Annotated in this window: 16 protein-coding genes and 1 pseudogene; 12 read left to right on the top strand and 5 right to left on the bottom strand. The window is 65.4% G+C overall.

Annotated features, from left to right (window positions below; all coding sequences use genetic code 11):
- Positions 1 to 13 precede the first annotated feature (13 nt).
- Positions 14 to 658, bottom strand: a complete 645-nt coding sequence (locus tag KIH27_RS07975) for a TetR family transcriptional regulator (protein WP_214092406.1) — start codon at positions 656 to 658, stop codon at positions 14 to 16.
- Positions 658 to 1,353, bottom strand: coding sequence for a TetR family transcriptional regulator (locus KIH27_RS07970; RefSeq protein ID WP_214092405.1), 696 nt, complete (start codon positions 1,351 to 1,353; stop codon positions 658 to 660). The genes KIH27_RS07975 and KIH27_RS07970 overlap by 1 nt, the downstream gene beginning before the upstream one ends.
- Before the next feature lie 350 nt (positions 1,354 to 1,703).
- Here KIH27_RS07970 and eccE point away from each other — a divergent pair, with 350 nt between their 5' ends.
- The 12 genes from eccE (at position 1,704) to KIH27_RS07910 (ending at position 15,334) form a co-directional block, all read left to right on the top strand.
- Positions 1,704 to 2,831, top strand: coding sequence for a type VII secretion protein EccE (gene eccE / locus KIH27_RS07965; protein ID WP_214092404.1), 1,128 nt, complete (start codon positions 1,704 to 1,706; stop codon positions 2,829 to 2,831).
- Positions 2,832 to 3,047: 216 nt separating this feature from the next.
- Positions 3,048 to 4,139, top strand: a complete 1,092-nt coding sequence (locus KIH27_RS07960; protein ID WP_214092403.1) for a hypothetical protein — start codon at positions 3,048 to 3,050, stop codon at positions 4,137 to 4,139.
- A 26-nt stretch (positions 4,140 to 4,165) separates the two neighbouring features.
- Complete coding sequence (locus tag KIH27_RS07955) at positions 4,166 to 5,845, top strand: hypothetical protein (RefSeq protein ID WP_214092402.1); 1,680 nt, start codon at positions 4,166 to 4,168, stop codon at positions 5,843 to 5,845.
- 28 nt (positions 5,846 to 5,873) lie between these two features.
- Positions 5,874 to 7,403 (top strand): tyrosine-protein kinase domain-containing protein, encoded by a 1,530-nt coding sequence (locus tag KIH27_RS07950; protein WP_214092401.1) that lies wholly within the window; start codon positions 5,874 to 5,876, stop codon positions 7,401 to 7,403.
- Complete coding sequence (locus KIH27_RS07945; protein ID WP_214092400.1) at positions 7,400 to 8,866, top strand: O-antigen ligase family protein; 1,467 nt, start codon at positions 7,400 to 7,402, stop codon at positions 8,864 to 8,866. The genes KIH27_RS07950 and KIH27_RS07945 overlap by 4 nt, the downstream gene beginning before the upstream one ends.
- On the top strand, positions 8,863 to 10,005 hold the full coding sequence (locus tag KIH27_RS07940; RefSeq protein ID WP_214092399.1) for a glycosyltransferase family 4 protein: 1,143 nt from the start codon (positions 8,863 to 8,865) through the stop codon (positions 10,003 to 10,005). The genes KIH27_RS07945 and KIH27_RS07940 overlap by 4 nt, the downstream gene beginning before the upstream one ends.
- A complete protein-coding gene (locus KIH27_RS07935; RefSeq protein WP_214092398.1) occupies positions 9,996 to 10,865 on the top strand; it encodes an FkbM family methyltransferase in 870 nt (289 codons plus the stop codon). Before KIH27_RS07940 ends, KIH27_RS07935 begins: the two co-directional genes overlap by 10 nt.
- Positions 10,862 to 11,875, top strand: coding sequence for a methyltransferase domain-containing protein (locus KIH27_RS23185; protein WP_214092397.1), 1,014 nt, complete (start codon positions 10,862 to 10,864; stop codon positions 11,873 to 11,875). The genes KIH27_RS07935 and KIH27_RS23185 overlap by 4 nt, the downstream gene beginning before the upstream one ends.
- Before the next feature lie 223 nt (positions 11,876 to 12,098).
- Positions 12,099 to 12,740 carry a D-glycero-alpha-D-manno-heptose-1,7-bisphosphate 7-phosphatase gene (locus KIH27_RS07925; RefSeq protein WP_250149778.1) on the top strand — a complete coding sequence of 214 codons (642 nt, stop codon included), beginning with the start codon at positions 12,099 to 12,101 and terminating at the stop codon, positions 12,738 to 12,740.
- A gap of 5 nt (positions 12,741 to 12,745) precedes the next feature.
- On the top strand, positions 12,746 to 13,798 hold the full coding sequence (locus KIH27_RS07920) for a GHMP family kinase ATP-binding protein (RefSeq protein WP_214092395.1): 1,053 nt from the start codon (positions 12,746 to 12,748) through the stop codon (positions 13,796 to 13,798).
- Between the two features lie 32 nt (positions 13,799 to 13,830).
- Positions 13,831 to 14,487, top strand: coding sequence for a D-sedoheptulose-7-phosphate isomerase (locus KIH27_RS07915; RefSeq protein WP_214092394.1), 657 nt, complete (start codon positions 13,831 to 13,833; stop codon positions 14,485 to 14,487).
- Between the two features lie 40 nt (positions 14,488 to 14,527).
- The gene (locus KIH27_RS07910) at positions 14,528 to 15,334 is read left to right on the top strand and encodes a class I SAM-dependent methyltransferase (RefSeq protein ID WP_214092393.1); all 807 of its coding nucleotides are present in this window, start codon (positions 14,528 to 14,530) and stop codon (positions 15,332 to 15,334) included.
- 219 nt (positions 15,335 to 15,553) lie between these two features.
- On the opposite strand, the pseudogene KIH27_RS07905 reads toward KIH27_RS07910, so the two are convergent.
- The 3 genes and pseudogenes from KIH27_RS07905 to KIH27_RS07895 all read right to left on the bottom strand — a co-directional run.
- Positions 15,554 to 15,745, bottom strand: a pseudogene (locus tag KIH27_RS07905) (acyltransferase family protein); the annotation flags it as partial.
- A gap of 52 nt (positions 15,746 to 15,797) precedes the next feature.
- A protein-coding gene (locus tag KIH27_RS07900) for an IS3 family transposase (RefSeq protein WP_214092392.1) occupies positions 15,798 to 16,936 on the bottom strand; the annotation gives its coding sequence in 2 pieces (ribosomal slippage) (positions 15,798 to 16,666 and positions 16,666 to 16,936; 1,140 coding nt in all).
- A gap of 85 nt (positions 16,937 to 17,021) precedes the next feature.
- Positions 17,022 to 18,059 carry a glycosyltransferase family 4 protein gene (locus KIH27_RS07895; RefSeq protein ID WP_214092483.1) on the bottom strand — a complete coding sequence of 346 codons (1,038 nt, stop codon included), beginning with the start codon at positions 18,057 to 18,059 and terminating at the stop codon, positions 17,022 to 17,024.
- Positions 18,060 to 18,155: the final 96 nt, after the last annotated feature.

Raw genomic sequence — 18,155 nt, 5'->3', positions numbered from 1 at the left:
CTGACCGGCCGGTTTACGGCTCCGGCTGGTAGCGGAGCGCCTCACGAGTGAGGAACTGCCGGAAGTATGGCAGCGAATCATCCGTCACGAACGCGGGCAGCAGCGCCCCCCACATGCTCGTCAGGCGGCCGATACTGTCGCCACCGATCGACTGCGACAGCAGCCAGGTCCCGAACATCGCGCCCACGATCGACTCGCCGACATGGTTCTTGTCGAGGTCGTCGCGCAGATCGCCCTCGTCGATGGCTCGGCCCGCCTGCTCCGCCACCTCGCCCACCCACTTGTTGCAGACCTCACCGGCCAGACCGTTGGACTCTGCGAGCGTGAATACGAGATGCCCCGCGGCACGCGCCTCCTTGTCCGTGGTCAGCACCTCGGTGACGGCGAACATGCCATGGATCATGCCCTCGAGTGCCGGGGAAGACGGCTGGCACATGCTGCTGAAAGTCGTGCGCACCGTGGCGAATCCGCCCTCGATGATCGCCACCACCAGCGACTCCATCGAGTCGAAGTGGTGGTAGAGGGCACCTTTGGTCACGCCGGCCCGCTCGATGATCGCAGTCCGGCCGGCATCGACGTAGCCGACTTCGCAGAACACCTCGATCGCCGCGTCGAGCAGTTTCCGTCGGGTCGCCTCGGACCGAACCTGGCGCGCCATCAGCTCACCCGGTCGCCCTGCTCCACGGAATCCCCCCGTGCCGAAGCAGTCCTGATGGCCAGCGCTGTTCGCCGACGGATGAACTGGGTGAAGTAGTCGACCCGGTCGGCCGGCACGATACCCGGAAGCAGCACCGCCCAGCCGCGCTCGAACTGCCGCAGGAATTCCGCGGCGTCATCGAGGTTACCGGCTTGACGCAGACCGAGATACATCGACAACAGCGTACGTGCCACGTCCTGCGGATCACGCCCGTCGATGATGTCGCCCTCCGCGACCGCGCGTTCGGCTACTACGCTGAGATCCTGAGTCGCTTTGGCCAGCACGCCGGACTGCAGTCCCTCTGCGCGACCTACCACCGGCAGCAGATGAAGCACTGCCCGAGCCTGCGGCTGGCTGATGTCTTCGACTGCCATCAGATAGCCGATGTCGATCAGGGTTTCCAGTCCGGAGAGGTTCCGATCCAGCAGCTCCTGTACTGCCGCGCCCGCAGTCGCCAACTGCTGTTCGATCACCGCCATCGCCAGCGCGTGCTTAGATCGAAAATGAAAATACATTGCGCCTTTGGTCAACTCAGCATCCGCGAGGATGTCGTCAAGTCCGACATCGTGGTACGGGCGCTCGGCGAACTGATGTGCTGCCGCACAGACGATCTGCTTTCGCGTCGTGTCCGCACGCCGATCGGTCGAGTCAGCCAACGTGTGATCCCCGCATCAGTTCGGTAACGGTCCGGTGTTCGTTCCGCATTGCCCTAACGCTAGCAGTCGAGCGTCTGCATCCTAGCCTCCGCAATACCTTCAGTTCATATCAAACTTGAACTCGTTCTATTGGGGATATCCGAGTTGCAGCACCCCGACGAGCGGTTCGCGTCGGACTGGCGGATCTCATTTTCCGTGCAGCACCTCGTCGATGTCCATGATTACGCAAGATTTTCCACCAGACCGTTCCGGTCGAATCATACTGATCGTCGGCGAGCGGATCGATAGCAAACTGGCTATCGTGATCCAATGAGACACCACATCCAGAACCTCGGCTTTGAGGCGAGGCGATGAAACCGCAGCACCGGCTTGGCCTGGCGATGTCGTGGCCCCGCGTGACGGTCGTCTTCCTCATCGCCGTAGCCGTGCTGTACGGTGCGGGCCAACTTCCGGACCCTCGGCAGCCGATCGCCTGGTGGGCCGGTGTCGGCGTCGCGGGGTTCGTGTCGTTGGCCGGACTGGTCACCTACCGAGGCGTCACCGTACCGGCCGCGTTAGCCGGGTGGGTATGGGACTGGTCGGGCGACCCGGAGGAGACGTTGACGGCGGCGTGCACACCCGCAATCGACCATCGACGCCGCTACGGTCATGAAGTAGTCGGCATCCGCGAGTTCGGTAGACAGCTGGTGTCTGTGATCGCGGTCGATCAACCCGACAGCACGCCGGCGAGTCGCCACCAGCGCCAGGACACAGCGTCGGCCAGCCTGCCGGTGAGCACCGTCGCGGCCGGCCTGCGTCAATTCGACACGCGACTCGACGGCATCGACATCATCTCGGTCAGCGTCCGCGGCGCCGCCCCGGAAACGGACGTAGCGCGCAGCACCTGGCTGGTGTTGCGGATGGACCCACATCGCAACTCCGACGCCGTTGCCAGCCGAGATTCGGTGGCTTCCACCATGGCCGCAGCCACCGAGAGATTGGCGCATGACCTCGCCGGAAGGCAGTGCACTGCCTGGCCGATGGGCGGCGACGAGATCGCGGAGGTGGATAGCGTGATACTGGCTGGCCTGCAGCCGACCTGGGGCCGTCCCGGCTGGCTGCGGCTCAAGCACTACAACGGATACGCCACCAGCTTCTGGGTGTCACCCCGGTACCTCACCTCCAAGACGCTGGAAGAACTGTGGTTGCGCGAGGCCGACGCGACCGTGGTAACGGTCCGGATCAGCACCGGGCACGGCGGCCCGAAGGTGTCGGCCTGGGTGCGCTACCACAGCGACGAGCCGCTACCGAAGTCCGTCTGGTCTGGCCTCAACAGGTTCACCGGTCGCCAGTTGCCCGCGGTCCGGGCTGGCCTGCCGGCACCCGAGACGCGCCCGTTCGCGGTCCCGGCCCGGCGCCTGGCCGGCGATGACGAACTGTCGGTTCCCCTGGGCCCGATAACGCACCCGGCCATCGAGACGACCGCGGCGTCGTCGTAGCTCACGGAATCTACCCCGCGCGACCGGCCACAACGCCCGGCGGGCCGAGGTCGCCCGGCCTCGCCGCATGCATCCAATCACCGACCGCAAGTACTGTCTACGTCGTGAATCAAACGTTTTGACTGATTAGGCCCTGGTTTACAAGGTTTGTGTCAGGTACTCTCTGAAGGACCACGCCGTTATGCGGCTAGTAGGCATCGTTTCAAGGGAGTCGCCATGCAATCAGTGCCCCACTCACACCTCGCCGCCGCCGCGCTCACTGCAGGAAGCCTGATCGCCGCCGTGCCGGCGGTCGCGTCCTTCCCGTCGAACGTCGCCATCGAACTCACCGCGGAGAGCAGCTCGCTCCTGCAGCAGATCCTTGACAGTCAACTCAGCGCTTTCAACACGTTGGTCAACGGCGACAACGGCATGCTCGACTCCAACGCGGCCCTGGTGACCAGCCAGGCCCAACTCATCCAGGACTATCTCGACGCCACCGGCGTCGCACCCGGGGAAGACCAGACCTTCGGCACCCAACTGCTAGACCACTTCTTCGACGGCAGCAACGCCCTGCTCGGCGCCAACCAGGGCGCGCTGCTCGGTCTGCTCGGCGCCCGGGCAGACTTCGATCCGCAGACCCTCAACGCATCACTGCTCTCCCCCACCGACAGCGGCTTCAATTACTTCGGCGGCATCGAGCAGGCCTTCGGTCAGTACGCCGCATACTTCAGCCAGAACTCGCTGCTGCCCGGCGGCTCCGGTGACTCCGCGACGCTCGGCGCACTCTTCGGAACCCTGGTCGATGACATGTACAGCTTCAACACCAGTCTGATCAGCGCCGAGGAGGCATTCAACGCCAGCCTGGTCAGCAATGAGATAGCTATGGAACAGGCCGCATTCGGCAGCGACAGCGCCTTCAACGGTGCGGTCAACCGTGCATTCAACGCCTACAACATGATGTTCGACGCCCAGCAGCAGAGTCTCAACAACTTCATCGGCGCCGGCACCTACACCCCGCAGGATCTCACCCAGACGCTGCTCACCGGCAGCCCTGGCGACCATGTCTTCAATGACGGCAGCATCGGTGGCCTGACCGGCTCATTCGACCAGAATCTTGCGATGTTCGCCGACCTCGCCGGGCTGCAGCCGTCCGACTGGGCCGGCCTGTCCGCGAACTTCGACTCCCCGGCGTTCACCACCGCCTTCAACGACTTCCTCACAACGGTGAGCGGCGGGCCGTTCGGTGACGTCTTCGGCACCGGCCTGACGCCGATCTTCACCGACTTCACCAACATCTTCGATGCCCTGTCCGGAGCCTCCGGATAGTCAGCCGGCCCGAGCCGGGAAACACCATGCTTCGACGACGCACACGAATCATCGGCAGCCTCGCCGTCTGCCTGCTGCTTGGCGCCCTGCCCGGGTGCGGCGGAGAACGCCCCGGAGGGCCGCTGAACGCGATCAGCAGTCCGATCGTTTCCCCTGCAGCGCAGGAGATCCCCAACCCGCTGCGCGGCCAGTACACGGACATGCTGATACCCCTGTTCCCGCAGAGCAATCCGGCGCAAAAACGCTACCCGGACTGGCCGGACTCCTACGACGGGAGCATTCGGGTGTCGTGGCGGGAACTCCAGCCCGTCGACCCGCACAGCCTGCCAGCGGGGACACCCGACGACAAGCGATTCGACTTCCACGTCATCGACGACGCGCTGGCCGAACAGGCTGAACGCGGCGTGCGCCTGACCCTGCGGGTACACGCGTACAACTCCTGCTGTGACGAGACCTATCCGAACGACACCAACATCGCGATCCCCGATTGGGTGCGCGCCATTCCCGGTGCCGCCACCAGCTACCCCGGACCGCCGGAGGGTTCCTACCCCCACGGGGTGACGCAGGTGGTGCCGAACTGGAACGACTCGGGCTACCTGGGCGCGTTCGAGCAGTTGCTGGCCGCACTCGGCCGGCGTTACGACTCCGACGAGCGGCTCAGCGTCTTCGAGTTCTCCGGCTACGGCGACTTCAGCGAGAACCACAACGCCTATCTCCGTGATGCGCTGCACACACCGGGTCCGCCACCCGAGAAGAGCATCGGCGCGCTGGGGTATCACAGCCTGTTTCGCGACCAGAACATAACCAAGGATGCGGCCCGGCGACTCATTGCGGCTCACGTCAACGCCTTCGGCCACACCCAACTGGCGACCGCTCTCAGCAACCCGGAGATCGTGCGACAAATGTTGGCCGACGACGTCACCGCCAAGCTGGCCGGCCCGGTCGGTTTTCGCTCGGACTGCCTCGGCTATTACTCGCCGCTGCCGCTGTGGGCCGAGGATCCCCGGTCCTGGTATGTGCAGCACGGTGATCCGCTGATCGACGCGTTGAAACACCAGTTCGCGATCGCCCCGGTGATCACCGAGTGGTGCAATCTGACCGACGGCGTCAGCCTGCACGACTACTATCGGAAAGGTCTGCGCGACGTCGTGAGGTACCACGTCTCGATGACCTCCAGCGTCAATTTCCCCGACGCCGACCGGAACAGCCCAATGGACCCGCAGCTGTATCTGTTGTGGGCGCAGGCGAATACGGTTGCCGGCTACCGCTATTCGGTGGAGGCTCGGGAGGGCTCACAGTCAGTGCGGGACGGGGTCGCGGCGATCACCGTCACCTGGGTCAATACCGGCGCAGCCGCCGCCTCCGAGAATTGGGTACCTGAGTACCGACTGGTCAACTTCACCGGCAAGGTCGTGCGAACACTGCCGTCGGGTGTGAATCTGAAAACACTGGTGCAGGACGCAGCGGGAAGCCAGCCCATCCCGTCGTCAGCCACCGAACACCTGCACGTCGACCTCAAAGACCTGCCGCCAGGGCATTACACGGTGCGCGCAGCCGCCACCTGGCGACAGCATAAGCCGAACGCCACACATGAAATGAACTATCCCCCACTCAAGTTGGCACGAGACGGCCGCGACGAGGCCGGGTACTACGCAATCGCGGCACTTGAGATGCAGCGCGACGAGTCAAGCATCCAACATGACTGACCGACATCCGTTCGAAGAGGTATAGTCGATGGACTTCCGCACGTTCACCCAGATTCTGCTGCTGCGCTGGAAGGTGGCCGTCGCGGCACTGCTGGCATGTTTGATCGGTGTCGGGGTGCTGACCGCGTTTCAGAACAAGAGTTACCAGGCGTCGGCGACGATCCTGATCACGTTCACTGGGGAGACCAACCTCGGCGACGCGTTCGCCGGAACCCAGGCGGTACAGGAAAGACTGTCGTCGTATGCGGCGATCGCGGGCGGACAACTGGTAGCGCAGCAGGTCGTGGACACTCTGCATCTGCCTATCACCGCCGATGCCCTGCAAACCCAGACCGCGGCGACGTTCGTCCCGAAGTCACAGCTGATCACGCTGACCGTCACCGACACCGACCCGCAACGAGCCGCCAAGCTCACCGGGGCCATGGCCGAGCAATTCGTCAGACTGGCTCCGACCCTGGGCACCGGCCCGCACCCGAAGGGGCCGGACACATCACCTCCCCCTCGGCCACCGGCGCCGGCCGGCGTAGACGCGCTACAGGATTCCCAGCTGACCGATGCCGCTCAACCGGTCCCCGACCTGCCCAACCAGCCTCTCGCAGACAGCGCCGTCGCCCCGCCACCGCAGCAGGCGGCCTCGGAGCCGCCGCACGATCCGATTCCGACGATTCTCGCAACCATCATCGAACGGCCCGAAGTACCGGATGCCCCAGTCAAGCCCATTCCCGCCCGAAACATGGCCGTGGGCCTCATCGCCGGGCTGACCCTGGGCATCGGGGTGGCACTGACCCGCAATGCCACCGACCACGCCGTCCGCGAGCACGTCGTGCTTGAGCAAATCTCGGATGTGCCAACACTGGCTGAACTGTCCGGCTCTCACAGCAGTGCGCCACGTTTCGGCGCTGATTTCTCCTCGGACGACCGAGTGCGCGGCATGCGGGACCGGTTACTGAGGGTGTTGGGTACAGACGCGCGCCGAATCCTGATGACGGCGCCGTTCGGCGGTGAGGGCACGACGACGACGGCGCTGAACCTCGCGCTGGCGTTCGCCGAACTCGGCGACCGCGTCCTGATCATCGAGGGAGATCCGCGTCGTGCCACGATCGCCGGCCTGCTGAAAGTCGATTCCGCGCGGGCACTGGATTACGCGCTGGCCAACCCGGATACCACCGCCGAATGCGTGTATGGCACCTCGTCGGCCAACCTGTTCATCCTCGGGCAGCGTTCTGCGCGGCGCGGAACTGCGCCGTGCGGCGCGTTTCCTGCCGAGACACTCGATAGGGTGTTGGCAACCCTATCGGCGCGCTTCGACCGGATCGTCATCGACGGCCCCCCGATACTGGCCACCGCAGACACCCAATTGCTGGCCCATGCCGTTGACGGCACGGTCCTGGTGGTGCGGGCCGGCCGCACCACCGACGACGAAGTCCGCGACGCCCTGTTCGCACTGCGCCCGTCGGGCGCCGATGTCGTCGGCACCGTGCTGACGAATGCCAGCGTGGCCCGGCACACCAAGGTAGCGGCTCGGACATACCACGCAAAACTCAAGAGCCCGAAATGATCCCGTATCTACGCGGTCGCCGGCGCTGGGCTTTCGCCGCTGCCCAGCTGGGCGCCTTTCTGTTCGGATGTTTCCTGATCGGGGTGTTCTCGGTCCGCACTTCGCGCGGGGTGGCATTGGTTCTGCTGATGGGCTGCCTGGTGGTGTATTGGATCAAGCCTCAGCTGATGGCAGGTGCTGCGCTGTTCCTCGCGTTCGCGACACTGCCGGATGGCCTGCACGTCGGCATGATCATCGGTCCGGTCGCCATCTACGCCTCGCATGTCGCGGTGCTGCTGGCAATCGGCTACCTGATCCCGATCGCGCAGCCACGATTCGCTGACCTCCTGCTGCCGGGGATGTTCGCACTGACCATCGTCTTCTTCTCGGTAGCCGGATTCGCGGCCGACAACGCAGTCGCTTCGATCGTGCACGAGGCCACGTTCCTGTTCGAACTGGTCCTCGGATTCGTGCTGGCACTGACGATCATTGGGGCCGACTACGCCAAAGGCGCGATGCATGCCCTTGCGGCGACCCTATGGTTCTCGTCGGGGCTGATCGTCGCCAGCTCGCTGCACATCATCAAACTCTCGGGGCGGACCGAAACCCTGCAGGACACGGCCAGTACCGCCGAGGCCACCCGGCTGCTCACCACGTCCGCAACCGTATCGATGGCCGTTCTGACCGCGCTGGTCGCCGGCCAGATCATCGGCAGGGTACCCGCCCTGGTGTATCTTTCGTTCGCACCGCCGGCCCTGATCATCTCTCTGCTCGGATTCTCTCGCGCCACGCTGATGGCGATGGGTGTGGCCGCCGCCGTGGCGATCGTCTCGACGTTCGACTGGTCGGCCTTGCACCGCACGGCGAGTTTTGTCGCCATCACTGCCGCCGTCTTTGCGATGGCGGTACCCGGCGCATTGTTTCTGCTTCAGCATTCCGCGGCGGGCACTTGGCTGGATTATCAGTTCATGGCGTACAACCGCCGAGTGCTCGGCGGTGTCTCGACCGGCGCCCTGGCCGTCGATGATTCCCTGCTGGAGCGGTTCAAGGAGAACAGCCACCTCAAACCAGCGATCGCCGGAGCCCCGTTCTTCGGACACGGCATGGGGTACGCCTACCAGCTGCCGTTCGGCTACGACCCGGATTCGTTCACGATGACATTGGGCACGACCTACGCACACAACTTCTACCTGTGGTGGCTGGTCAAATCCGGCGCGGTCGGCATGGCCGGGTTTGCCATGCTCGCAATCACGCCGATCGTGCGGGCGCTGCGCAGTGCGTCACCGTTGGCGAAGATCGCCGCCGCGACCAGCGCGGGACTACTGGCGACCTGCACTGTCGGCCCGATGCCCGAAGAGGTCGGCGATTCGCTGGTGCTCGGCCTCACATTCGGCGCCGCATTCGCGTTCGCCACGCAAATCCGTCGCATTCGGATCGAAATCCCGGAGAACACCGTCCGGATCCCCGTGGCAGCCGCCGTATGACCCCACAACGGAACCGGCTGCGCGTCTTGGTCGTCGGCCCTGCTCCGGCGGGAGCCGCCAGCCGGGGTGGCATGGCCACGGTGATCACCCTCATGGCGGCACATCCCAGCCCGCGGTTGCACATCACGGTGGTGCCGACCTATACCGAGGGCTCGATCTGGCAGCGGCTGAGGCTCAGCATCCCCGGGATGCTGCGAGCCGCCGGGTTGGTGCTCAGCGGACACATCGACCTGCTCCATGTGCATCTCGCGCACGGCGGCAGCGTGATTCGCAAATCGCTGCCACTGTGCGCCGCAAGGCTGGCGGGCGTACCTGCAGTGGTGCACGGACACAGCTATGACTTCGGCGGCTGGTTCGACAGTCTTCCGGCGACAGCACAACGCATCGTCCGTCTCATGTTGCCTGCTGATCACCTGGTGGTGCTTGGACAGCGGCACATCGAGGAGTACGCGAGCCGACTGCGTGTGCCATCCGAACGAATCAGCGTGCTGCACAACGCCGTCCGAATACCGGATGTCCCGCTATATCAGGCCGATGTCGAACGGGTGCATGTGGTCGCTCTGGGCCGACTCGGGGGACGCAAGGGCAGCTACGACTTAGTCGACGCTGTCGCAGGCCTCCCCGAAAACGTCCGCAACCGGCTGCGGGTCACGCTGGCCGGTGACGGCGAGGTCGACGAAGTTCGGGCAGCCGTTGCCGCCGCGAGCCTCGGCGAAACCATCCACGTGGCCGGCTGGCTCGGCCCGGAAGCCCGCGACGAATTGTTGTCGTCGGCACACGTTTTCGCCCTGCCCAGCTTCGATGAAGGCCTCCCGATGGCACTACTGGAAGCTATGGCCGCCGGGCTGGCACCGGTGGTGACGCTGGTCGGCAGCATCGGCGAGGCGGTCACCGATCGGGTGAATGGCTTGACCGTGGCACCCGGACACCCCGAGCAGATCGGCGAGGCGCTGGGTGTGCTGGTGGCCGACCAGGACTTGCGGGCCCGCCTCGCTGAGAAGGCCCGCAGCCGCGCAACCGATTTCGGGGTCGAGGCCTGGTATCAGCGACTGGAGCAACTGTGGACCGGTCTGACCGGCGCCGCCAACAGCGACGGCTCAGCGGCCGCCGAGCAGAAAGGCCGGGAACAGTGTCAGTGAAGGACTCTGTGGTGGGTGGTGATTTGACCAACTGGGCCGCCAAATATGCGACCATGCGCAATCTCGGACGGCTCTTCGGCTGCACCGCGATGGGTGCCGCGACCGAGGTTCTCTGGCGCCGCCGGCGTGCCGGGGATCTGGCCATGGCTGTCGCGGATCATTTCGCCGTCGGCGGCGCGACCGTCCTCGACGTCGGTGCAAGCTGGGGTCTATTCACCTATCACCTGGCCCGCCGGGTCGGAGCGTCCGGGCAGGTGTGCAGCTTCGAGCCGCACCCCGACAACGCTCCGATGCTGTCCCGACTGGCGGCCGCCCGATCCAACGTGCAGTTCCACCCAGTGGCGGCCTCCGATGTCGCCGGCATCGCACAACTCTGCGTGCCCGAGCAGCAGGGCCGGCTGGTCACCGCCCAGGCCAGCCTCGCTCATGGATTCGACGGCCAGGGTGTCAATGTTCAGAGCACCGGTATCCAAACCGTTCGGCTGGACGACGCCATTCCGGCAGGGATCGACGTCGACTTCGTCAAGATCGACGTCGAAGGCCATGAGCAGGCCGTGTTGCGCGGCGGTTCGGCGATGTTGCAACGCTGCCGTCCCGCGATTCTCATCGAAATCGAGCAACGACACCTGTCGGTGCCGATCGCCGAGGTTTTCAGCCAGCTCGAAGCCCTCGGGTACCAACTCTTCTTCATCACCGAATCCGCCTTGCACCCCATCGCGCATTTCGATGTGCACCGCCACCAGATGTCGATGGTGGCCTCCGGCGAGTTCCACCCCTTTGCCATGCCGGATGGCTATGTCCACGACTTCTGCGCGGTGCCGACCCGTGACGCGCTCGGCGCCCTGCCGGTGTGCTCGTGAGCATCGCAAAGCGCGACAATACGGCCGACATGACCGCACACTCTCCTGAACGTGCGCTCACTCTCACCGCGATGAGCGCGCAAAACCTTTTCATCTGTCCGCGTTGCGGCTACCCGGTGCATCCCGAGTTCGGCCAATGGCGCTGCACCCGTGAGTCCTGTCGCTACGCTGACAGTCCGTTTCCGATCGTCGCCGGCATACCCGCGCTCGTGGACTTCGAACACAGCGTCCTCGATGCCGACCGACTGCGCGCAGTCGAGGGCGCATCGGAGATCGACCGGTCAAGGTACCACCGCGCGCTGACTCGGCTGCTGCATCCGGCCAACACCTGCGCCCCAGTCAATGTGGCCCGCATGCTCGGGTTGCTCCGCGCCGACGCCACCGCGATCGGCCGACGGCCCCGAATCCTGGTCATCGGAGGCGGCAGCGTGGGATCCGGCCTGGACGCTTTGTACGCCGACTCCACAGTCGATCTGATCTGCTTCGACATCTACGCAAGCCCCGCCGTGCAATTCATCGCTGACGGCCACGCGATCCCACTGGCCGACGAATCCGTCGACGGCGTCGTCATACAGGCCGTACTCGAGCACGTCCTGGAGCCCACCAGGATTGCGCACGAGATACAGCGCGTCCTGCGTAACGCGGGCATCGTCTACGCCGACACGCCATTCCTCCAGCAGGTACACGAGGGCCCTTACGACTTCACGCGTTTCACCGATAGCGGCCACCGCTATCTGTTTCGGCACTTCGAGCGGATCGACTCCGGTGCGGTCGCCGGTGCCGGTACCGCGCTGCGCTGGTCGATCGCCTACTTCGCACGCGCCCTCACCCGCTCGGCCCGGTTCGGCCAGATCATGGCGCTGTGCTTCTTCTGGCTCAGCTACGCCGACCGCATCCTCGATCCGAAGCACTCGCTTGACGGTGCGAGCAGCGTGTTCTTCCTCGGCCGCAAGGCAGCAAAGCCGATCACGGCGGCCGAGATAATCGACTACTACCAGGGCGGAATGTGACATTCGTCACTCAGGATCGTGCACTCCGGCACGTCCCGGCCGCCCCCTGGCGATGACCGCCAGCTACGTTCACGGCTTCTGCGCGCCGACGCGCGAGGCATTCGGCGACCTGCCGATCCACCCCTGGCCGCAAGGCCACACAGCACGGGCCGACAACCGACAATACTGTCCATCCGCTTAACTCTAGTTTTCAAGTCGTTTTGTATGTATTCTGACTGTCGTGATGCGTTTCAGTTTGTCGTCGTGTGGCGACACCGCCACGCCCACAACCCGCATCCCCCTCGCACAGTTGCTACGCGCCACGCAGATCAGTGGGCTGTTCCTCGACCGCGACGGGGTGATCAACGTCAAAGCGCCCGAAGGCCGCTACGTGACCTCACCCGACGACCTGGTCCTAATGCCCGGGGCGGCCGCCGCAATACGACACGTCAACCAGCTGGACGTTCCGGTGTACGTCGTCACCAATCAGCGCTGGGTCACCCACCACGCCAACGGGGTCACGCAACTGCACCGGGTACACCACCGGCTACACCGGCTACTCGGTTCAACCGGCGCCCATGTCGACGGCATCTACGCCTGCACCCATGAGATCGACCGGTGCGATTGCCGTAAACCCGCGCGTGGACTCGTCGATCAGGTGCTCGAAGACCATCCTGCACTCGCCCTGGCGTCGTGCGCATTGGTCGGTGACTCGGAGACCGACATCGAACTCGCCACTGAATGCGGCCTGTACGCGGTCCTCGTCAGCGCCGGTCATGCCGAGGTGGAAGCCACTGCCGCTGACGAAATCGCACCGGACCTGCACGCGGCCGTGGTCGGCGACACTCACCGGCCCTCCCCCGCCGTGACCACCGAGGAAAGGTGACGCCGATGTACGTGCGCTCAAAAGCCCCACTGCGGATCAGCTTCGCCGGCGGCGGCACCGACGTACCACCGTTTCCCTGCGCAGCCGGCGGTGCAGTGGTGTCCTGCGCGATCGCCCGCTACGCCTATGCCGGCTTGATCCGCCGCGCCACCGAACAACCCTCCGCCGCGCCACGTTCCATACAGGTCGGTCTGTTCGATCGGGCCGATGGCACCGGCCGACCCAACGCCGACCCGTTCCTGGACGCGGTGGTGAACCGCTTCGCCCCGCGCGATGAGTTCTCCACCGATTTCGATGTGCTCTCCGGCTGTGATGCTCCGGTGGGCTCCGGGCTCGGCCGGTCCTCGACCGTCATGGTGGCCCTGGTCGGACTGCTCAACGAGTACAGCCGCCGGGGCCTAACACCGCCGGAACTCGCGCAGCTCGCCTACCAGATCGAGCGCAAAGACCTCGCACTGGCCGGCGGGTTGCAGGACTACTACTCCGCGGTCTACGGCGGGCTGAACTACCTGACGTTCACCGACTCCGGAGTGGAAGTGCAGCCGCTGGCGGTCAGCGGCCAGCTCCTCGACGAACTCGAAGACCGGCTGCTGCTGTGCTTTGTCAACTTGACAAGGGACTCCGGCCGGATCATCGAAGCGCAGCGAGACAGTCTGACTGTCGGCAACCGCACCGTCTTCGAGGCGATGACCCAGCAGCGCGGCTACGCCGACGAGATGAAGCGCCTCTTCGAGGCCGGCAAACTCGCTGAGGCCGGTGAGCTGCTGCACGAAGCGTGGGAGTGCAAGAAGAAGTTCACCTCGATGATCTCCACCCCCGCCGTCGACGAGGCCTACGAGATCGCCCGCAAACACGGGGCGCTGGGCGGCAAGCTCACCGGGGCAGGCGGCGGCGGATTCCTGCTGCTGTACTGCCCGATGGAACGCCGCTCGGATATCGCCACCGCGATGAGCCGCGCCGGGCTGCGACCCGAACCGGTCAAGTTGGACAACGCCGGCGTGCGGGCCTGGTCGGCCGACCACGGCCCCACCCGCACCTTCGAATACGGCTTCGGATAACCGACCTCGCGATGCAGAAAGGCTGAAAACCCATGACCGTGCACGGACTTCACCTGCAAGACGGCGCGCTGCCGCGTTCGGCGATGGCGCGGGTGGTCATCGACACGATGACCGCGACACGCAACAACATCGACGCGTTGCGCGCCGATGAGACGTTCGCCGACTCGGTGGTGGATGCCGCCACGCTGCTGGCCGAGGCGCTGCGCGCCGAGCAGAAGGTGCTGGTCTGCGGCAACGGCGGATCCCTGTGCGACGCGATGCATTTCGCCGAAGAGCTCAGCGGCAACTTCCGCCTGCCGCGACCGGCGCTGAGCGCAATCGCGCTGGCCGACGCCGCGCATCTGACCGCCGTCGGCAACGATTTCAGCTACGACCAGGTGTTCGCCCGCGGTGTCGAGGCACACGGTCGCTGCGGCGACGTGCTGGTCACATTGTCGACCAGCGGGAACAGTCCCAATGTGCTGGCGGCGGTGCAGCGCGCCAAAGAAAAGCGCATTTCCACCATCGGACTGGTCGGCCGCGCCGACTCGCCGCTCGCGGCGGCCGTCGACGTCCCGATAGTGACCGGAACCCAGACCAAGTGGGCCGACCGGGTGCAGGAACTGCACATCATCGTCATCCACACCCTCATCGAACTGGTCGAAGCCACGTTGTTCGAGAGTGACCAGGCAGAAATGCATCTGGCGTAGGCCAGGCGCGCAAGACACCGACAGGACTGGACGGAGAACAATGCCACAGGAATTCGCCAAATATCGGCTGGCCGGCCACCGGTTCGTGCAGGGTTGGCTGGCCCCGGAGATCCTGGACATCGTCCAAGCATTGGACAGCGCCCAACGCGCCAACGGTATTTCTGGTTCGGTCGCTGAAATCGGCGTGCACCACGGCAAGTTCCTGATCGCACTGCACCTGCTGCGCCGCGAGTCGGAACATGCGCTGGCGATCGACGTCTTCGCCGACCAGCACCTGAACCGCGATGGTTCCGGGCAGGGCGACCTGGACACGTTCCTGGCGAACATGCACCGGTGGACCTCCATCGACGGTGTCGTCATCCACCAGGGCGATTCCACCCTTCTCGACAGCGCCACCGCCATCGAACTCGCGGAATCCCGATGCCGCTTCTTCAGCGTCGACGGCGGCCACACCGAAGAAGTGGTGTTCTCCGACATGAACCTCGCCGAGGCGACGCTGGCCGACGGGGGGATCGTCATCGCCGACGATGTGTTCCATGAGCGTTGGCCCGGTGTCGCCGTGGGGACCCTGCGCTACCTGCAAAGCGGCGGCAAACTGGCGCCGTTCGCGATCGGCTTCAACAAGGTGTTCTTCGCCCAGCCCGCCTACGCCGACACTTACCGGCACGCTATCGAAGACCGTTGCCGCAACGCCATCCGGATCAGCACGCAGACCTCGACCTATGCCGGCCACCCGGTCGCACTGGTGTTCCCGACCCCGCGGACCCCGCGCCAACTGTTGCGGAAAAACGCGACCGCCCGAACGATCTATCGTGCCCTGGCCCGGCCGGGCGCACTCCGGAAGTAGTTTTCACGCGTCGAAAGATGGCGGTGTCAAGCGGTGGAAGCAACGGAGTCGGTCACTAGTTTGGTGAAGACCTCTCCGGGGGGCCGCAAGCCGCTGAGATGACCTGGCCGAAGTGACTCTGCCGTCGCAGCGCGCTCGAGAAATCGATTTGGTTCGAGACCGCCATGCGAACTGTGGTCAGCTGCGAGCAGTGGCCCGACCACGACCAATCAGAATCCGGAGCAGCCCGGTGACGAGGAAGCCCGAGATCACGAAGAACTCGTCCACGCCGGTGTACCCGCCCCTCACACCGGGTACTTCGGCGTGAAAAAGCACGACGGCCACCACCGCGATCGCACGCAAACCCTCGATGTCGGCGCGAAATCCGATTCGCGCAGTAGGTGCTTCACGTCGGTGCGAGGCATGCGCAATCTCGTTCTGCCGCAACGTGGCTGTGAGGGGGACCCGATTACTGGTCCAGTCGCTATGCGGCTTGGGGTTGGTGGGTCGTGGTCCACTGTAGGGCGAACTCGGTAGGGGTGAGTCCGCGGTGGGCGGAATGCGGTCGGTTTGCGTTGTAGTCGACCCTCCAGTCCTCGATGATCACGCGGGCTTCCCGTAGCGAGTCAAAGCGCCAGGAGTTGAGCAACTCATCGCGCAGGCGCCCGTTGAACGACTCGATCCAGGCGTTCTGCCAGGGTGATCCGGGGTCGATGAACAGCGAGTCGGTGCCGTTGAATCGGCACCAGTCGTTGACCGCATGGGCGACGAACTCCGGGCCGTTGTCGAAGCGCACGTAGTTCGGTGCCCCGTGTTGCAGGGCCAGGTGGTCGAGGACGTCGACGACGCCGTCGGCGTTGATGGCCCGGTCGACGTGGATCGTCAGGGCCTCGCGGGTGAACTCGTCGATCACGTTGAGCATCTTGATGGTGCGGCCGTCGGCGGTGGTGTCGAACTGAAAGTCCATCGCCCAGATGACGTTCGGGCGGATCGGGCACATCGCCCCGACCTGCACGCCGATGCCGGTGAGGCGTTTCTTCTTGCGGCGCTGCGGAACTCGCAGGCCCTCGTCGCGCCACAGACGGTGGATGCGCTTGTTGTTGACGGCCCAACCGGCCCGCCGTGCTGCGTTCGCTGCCCGCCGCCAGCCCCAGCGGGGCCGGTCAGTGGAGAACTTCCGAAGCCAGTCCCGCAGCGCGGATTCCTCATCGCTGATCGGTTTCGGTTGCAGTCGCATCGTGGAGCGGTGGATGCCGACCACCGTGCAGGCCCGGCGCTCAGAGACCCCGAACCGCTCGCGCAGCACCGTCACGGCGCTGCGCTTGCGGTTCGGGGTTAGAAGTTTCCCGACGAGATCTCCTTGAGCATGTCGATGTCGAGGGCCTGGTTGGCGACCAGCTTCTTCAGCCGGGTGTTTTCGGCCTCGAGCTCCTTGAGGCGTTTGGCGTCGCTGGCCTTCATCCCGCCGTACTGGGCGACCCAGCGATGCCAGGTCGACTCGGTGACCTCCAGGTGCCGGCACACCTCGGCCAGTTCCTGGCCGGTCCCCAGGAGCTTGTTGCCCTCGGCGAGCTTGCGGATGATCTGATCCGGCGTATGCCGCCGGCGCTTGTTTCCTGCCATGTCGTCATCGATTCTTCCTGCCCGAACACCGGGCATCAGAGTCGCACAACGACTGGACCACTACGAGGGGCTCACCTCAGCTGGCCTAATCAAGGACCACACCCGCGATGATATCCAGGAACCGGTCGGCGAACCGGTCGACGCAGAACTTCTGCGCGTAGTCCCGTGCGGCCGCCGCACCGCGCGCCGCGGCGGTCTCGGGGTCGCCCAGCTCGTCGAAGAGCGCGGCCAGGCCGGCGACGTCGTCGACACCGACCGGCGGGCACTCCACAGGCTGGTATTCGGACAGTCCCCCGGCCGTCGACGCGATCGGCATCACGCCCAGCTGCATCGAGACGACCTGCACCCCGCTCTGTGAGGCGCGCCGGTGGTGCACGATCGAACCCTTGGCGGCGGCGACCGTGCCGACGATGTCGACATAGCGGTAGCCGCCGGGCCGCACCCGGGTGTGCTTGGGCATGCTCCGTTCGACGGCGGAGCCGCCTCCGATGAACACCAACTCGTCGCCGCGCCACGCCTCGCCGGCGACATGGCGTTCCCAGGCCGCCAGCACCACGTCGACGTTCTTGTAGGGGTTGAGCCGGCCGATCATCACGAAGTCCCGGCGGCCGTCGGCGTCGACGAACGGCGGCACCAGCTCCGCATCGAGGTCGCTGCACAGCGGCGCCACTCGCACGGGGGTGCCGGCCACGTCACGGCGCTCGGTGATGCGCTGGGCGACATAGTCGCTGAAGGTGACGGTGGCCGCCGAGTGCGCCCCCCAGCGGTCGAACACCGCCCGCTCGTAGCCGGGCCGATGCTCGATGGGATCGTGCGGTGCGTCGTCGTGGATGAGCTGGATGCGTGGGGTCCGCCCGGCCAGTGCGATCCAGCGCGGGTCGCGCACCATCTCGGCGATCACCACGTCGGGGTTGAACCGGCGGATGCGCCGCCAGGCCGCGGGCAGCGGCGGCCAGCTCGACGCGGTGCGCAACCTGGTGTCGAGCACCAGCTCGTAGTCGCGGGCCGCGTCGGCGCCGGGATGCGCATCGGTGGTCACCAGCAGCACGTCCGCACCGCGGCGGATCAGCTCCTCTGCCATCACCCGCGCCGCCCCGCGCACCCACGGGGACAGCCACAGCACCCGCGGCCCGCTCACCGTGCCGCGCCGATCATCACATTCGCAAAACTGACAACCATCATATAGATGATAATACATGCGTTTCGACTGTTATATGAT

This window comes from Mycolicibacter acidiphilus (genome assembly GCF_018455725.1).
GTDB lineage: Bacteria > Actinomycetota > Actinomycetes > Mycobacteriales > Mycobacteriaceae > Mycobacterium > Mycobacterium acidiphilum.
The sequence above is the reverse complement of the archived record's forward strand: the minus strand, read 5'-3'. Positions and strand labels throughout refer to the sequence as shown.

What these genes read in the sequence shown, in the direction of transcription:
- KIH27_RS07975 (WP_214092406.1), bottom strand. Translation starts at nt 658, where the DNA reads ATGGCGCGCCAGGTTCGGTCCGAGGCGACCCGACGGAAACTGCTCGAC.
- eccE (WP_214092404.1), top strand. Translation starts at nt 1,704, where the DNA reads ATGAAACCGCAGCACCGGCTTGGCCTGGCGATGTCGTGGCCCCGCGTG.
- KIH27_RS07960 (WP_214092403.1), top strand. Translation starts at nt 3,048, where the DNA reads ATGCAATCAGTGCCCCACTCACACCTCGCCGCCGCCGCGCTCACTGCA.
- KIH27_RS07955 (WP_214092402.1), top strand. Translation starts at nt 4,166, where the DNA reads ATGCTTCGACGACGCACACGAATCATCGGCAGCCTCGCCGTCTGCCTG.
- KIH27_RS07950 (WP_214092401.1), top strand. Translation starts at nt 5,874, where the DNA reads ATGGACTTCCGCACGTTCACCCAGATTCTGCTGCTGCGCTGGAAGGTG.
- KIH27_RS07945 (WP_214092400.1), top strand. Translation starts at nt 7,400, where the DNA reads ATGATCCCGTATCTACGCGGTCGCCGGCGCTGGGCTTTCGCCGCTGCC.
- KIH27_RS07940 (WP_214092399.1), top strand. Translation starts at nt 8,863, where the DNA reads ATGACCCCACAACGGAACCGGCTGCGCGTCTTGGTCGTCGGCCCTGCT.
- KIH27_RS07925 (WP_250149778.1), top strand. Translation starts at nt 12,099, where the DNA reads ATGCGTTTCAGTTTGTCGTCGTGTGGCGACACCGCCACGCCCACAACC.
- KIH27_RS07920 (WP_214092395.1), top strand. Translation starts at nt 12,746, where the DNA reads ATGTACGTGCGCTCAAAAGCCCCACTGCGGATCAGCTTCGCCGGCGGC.
- KIH27_RS07915 (WP_214092394.1), top strand. Translation starts at nt 13,831, where the DNA reads ATGACCGTGCACGGACTTCACCTGCAAGACGGCGCGCTGCCGCGTTCG.
- KIH27_RS07910 (WP_214092393.1), top strand. Translation starts at nt 14,528, where the DNA reads ATGCCACAGGAATTCGCCAAATATCGGCTGGCCGGCCACCGGTTCGTG.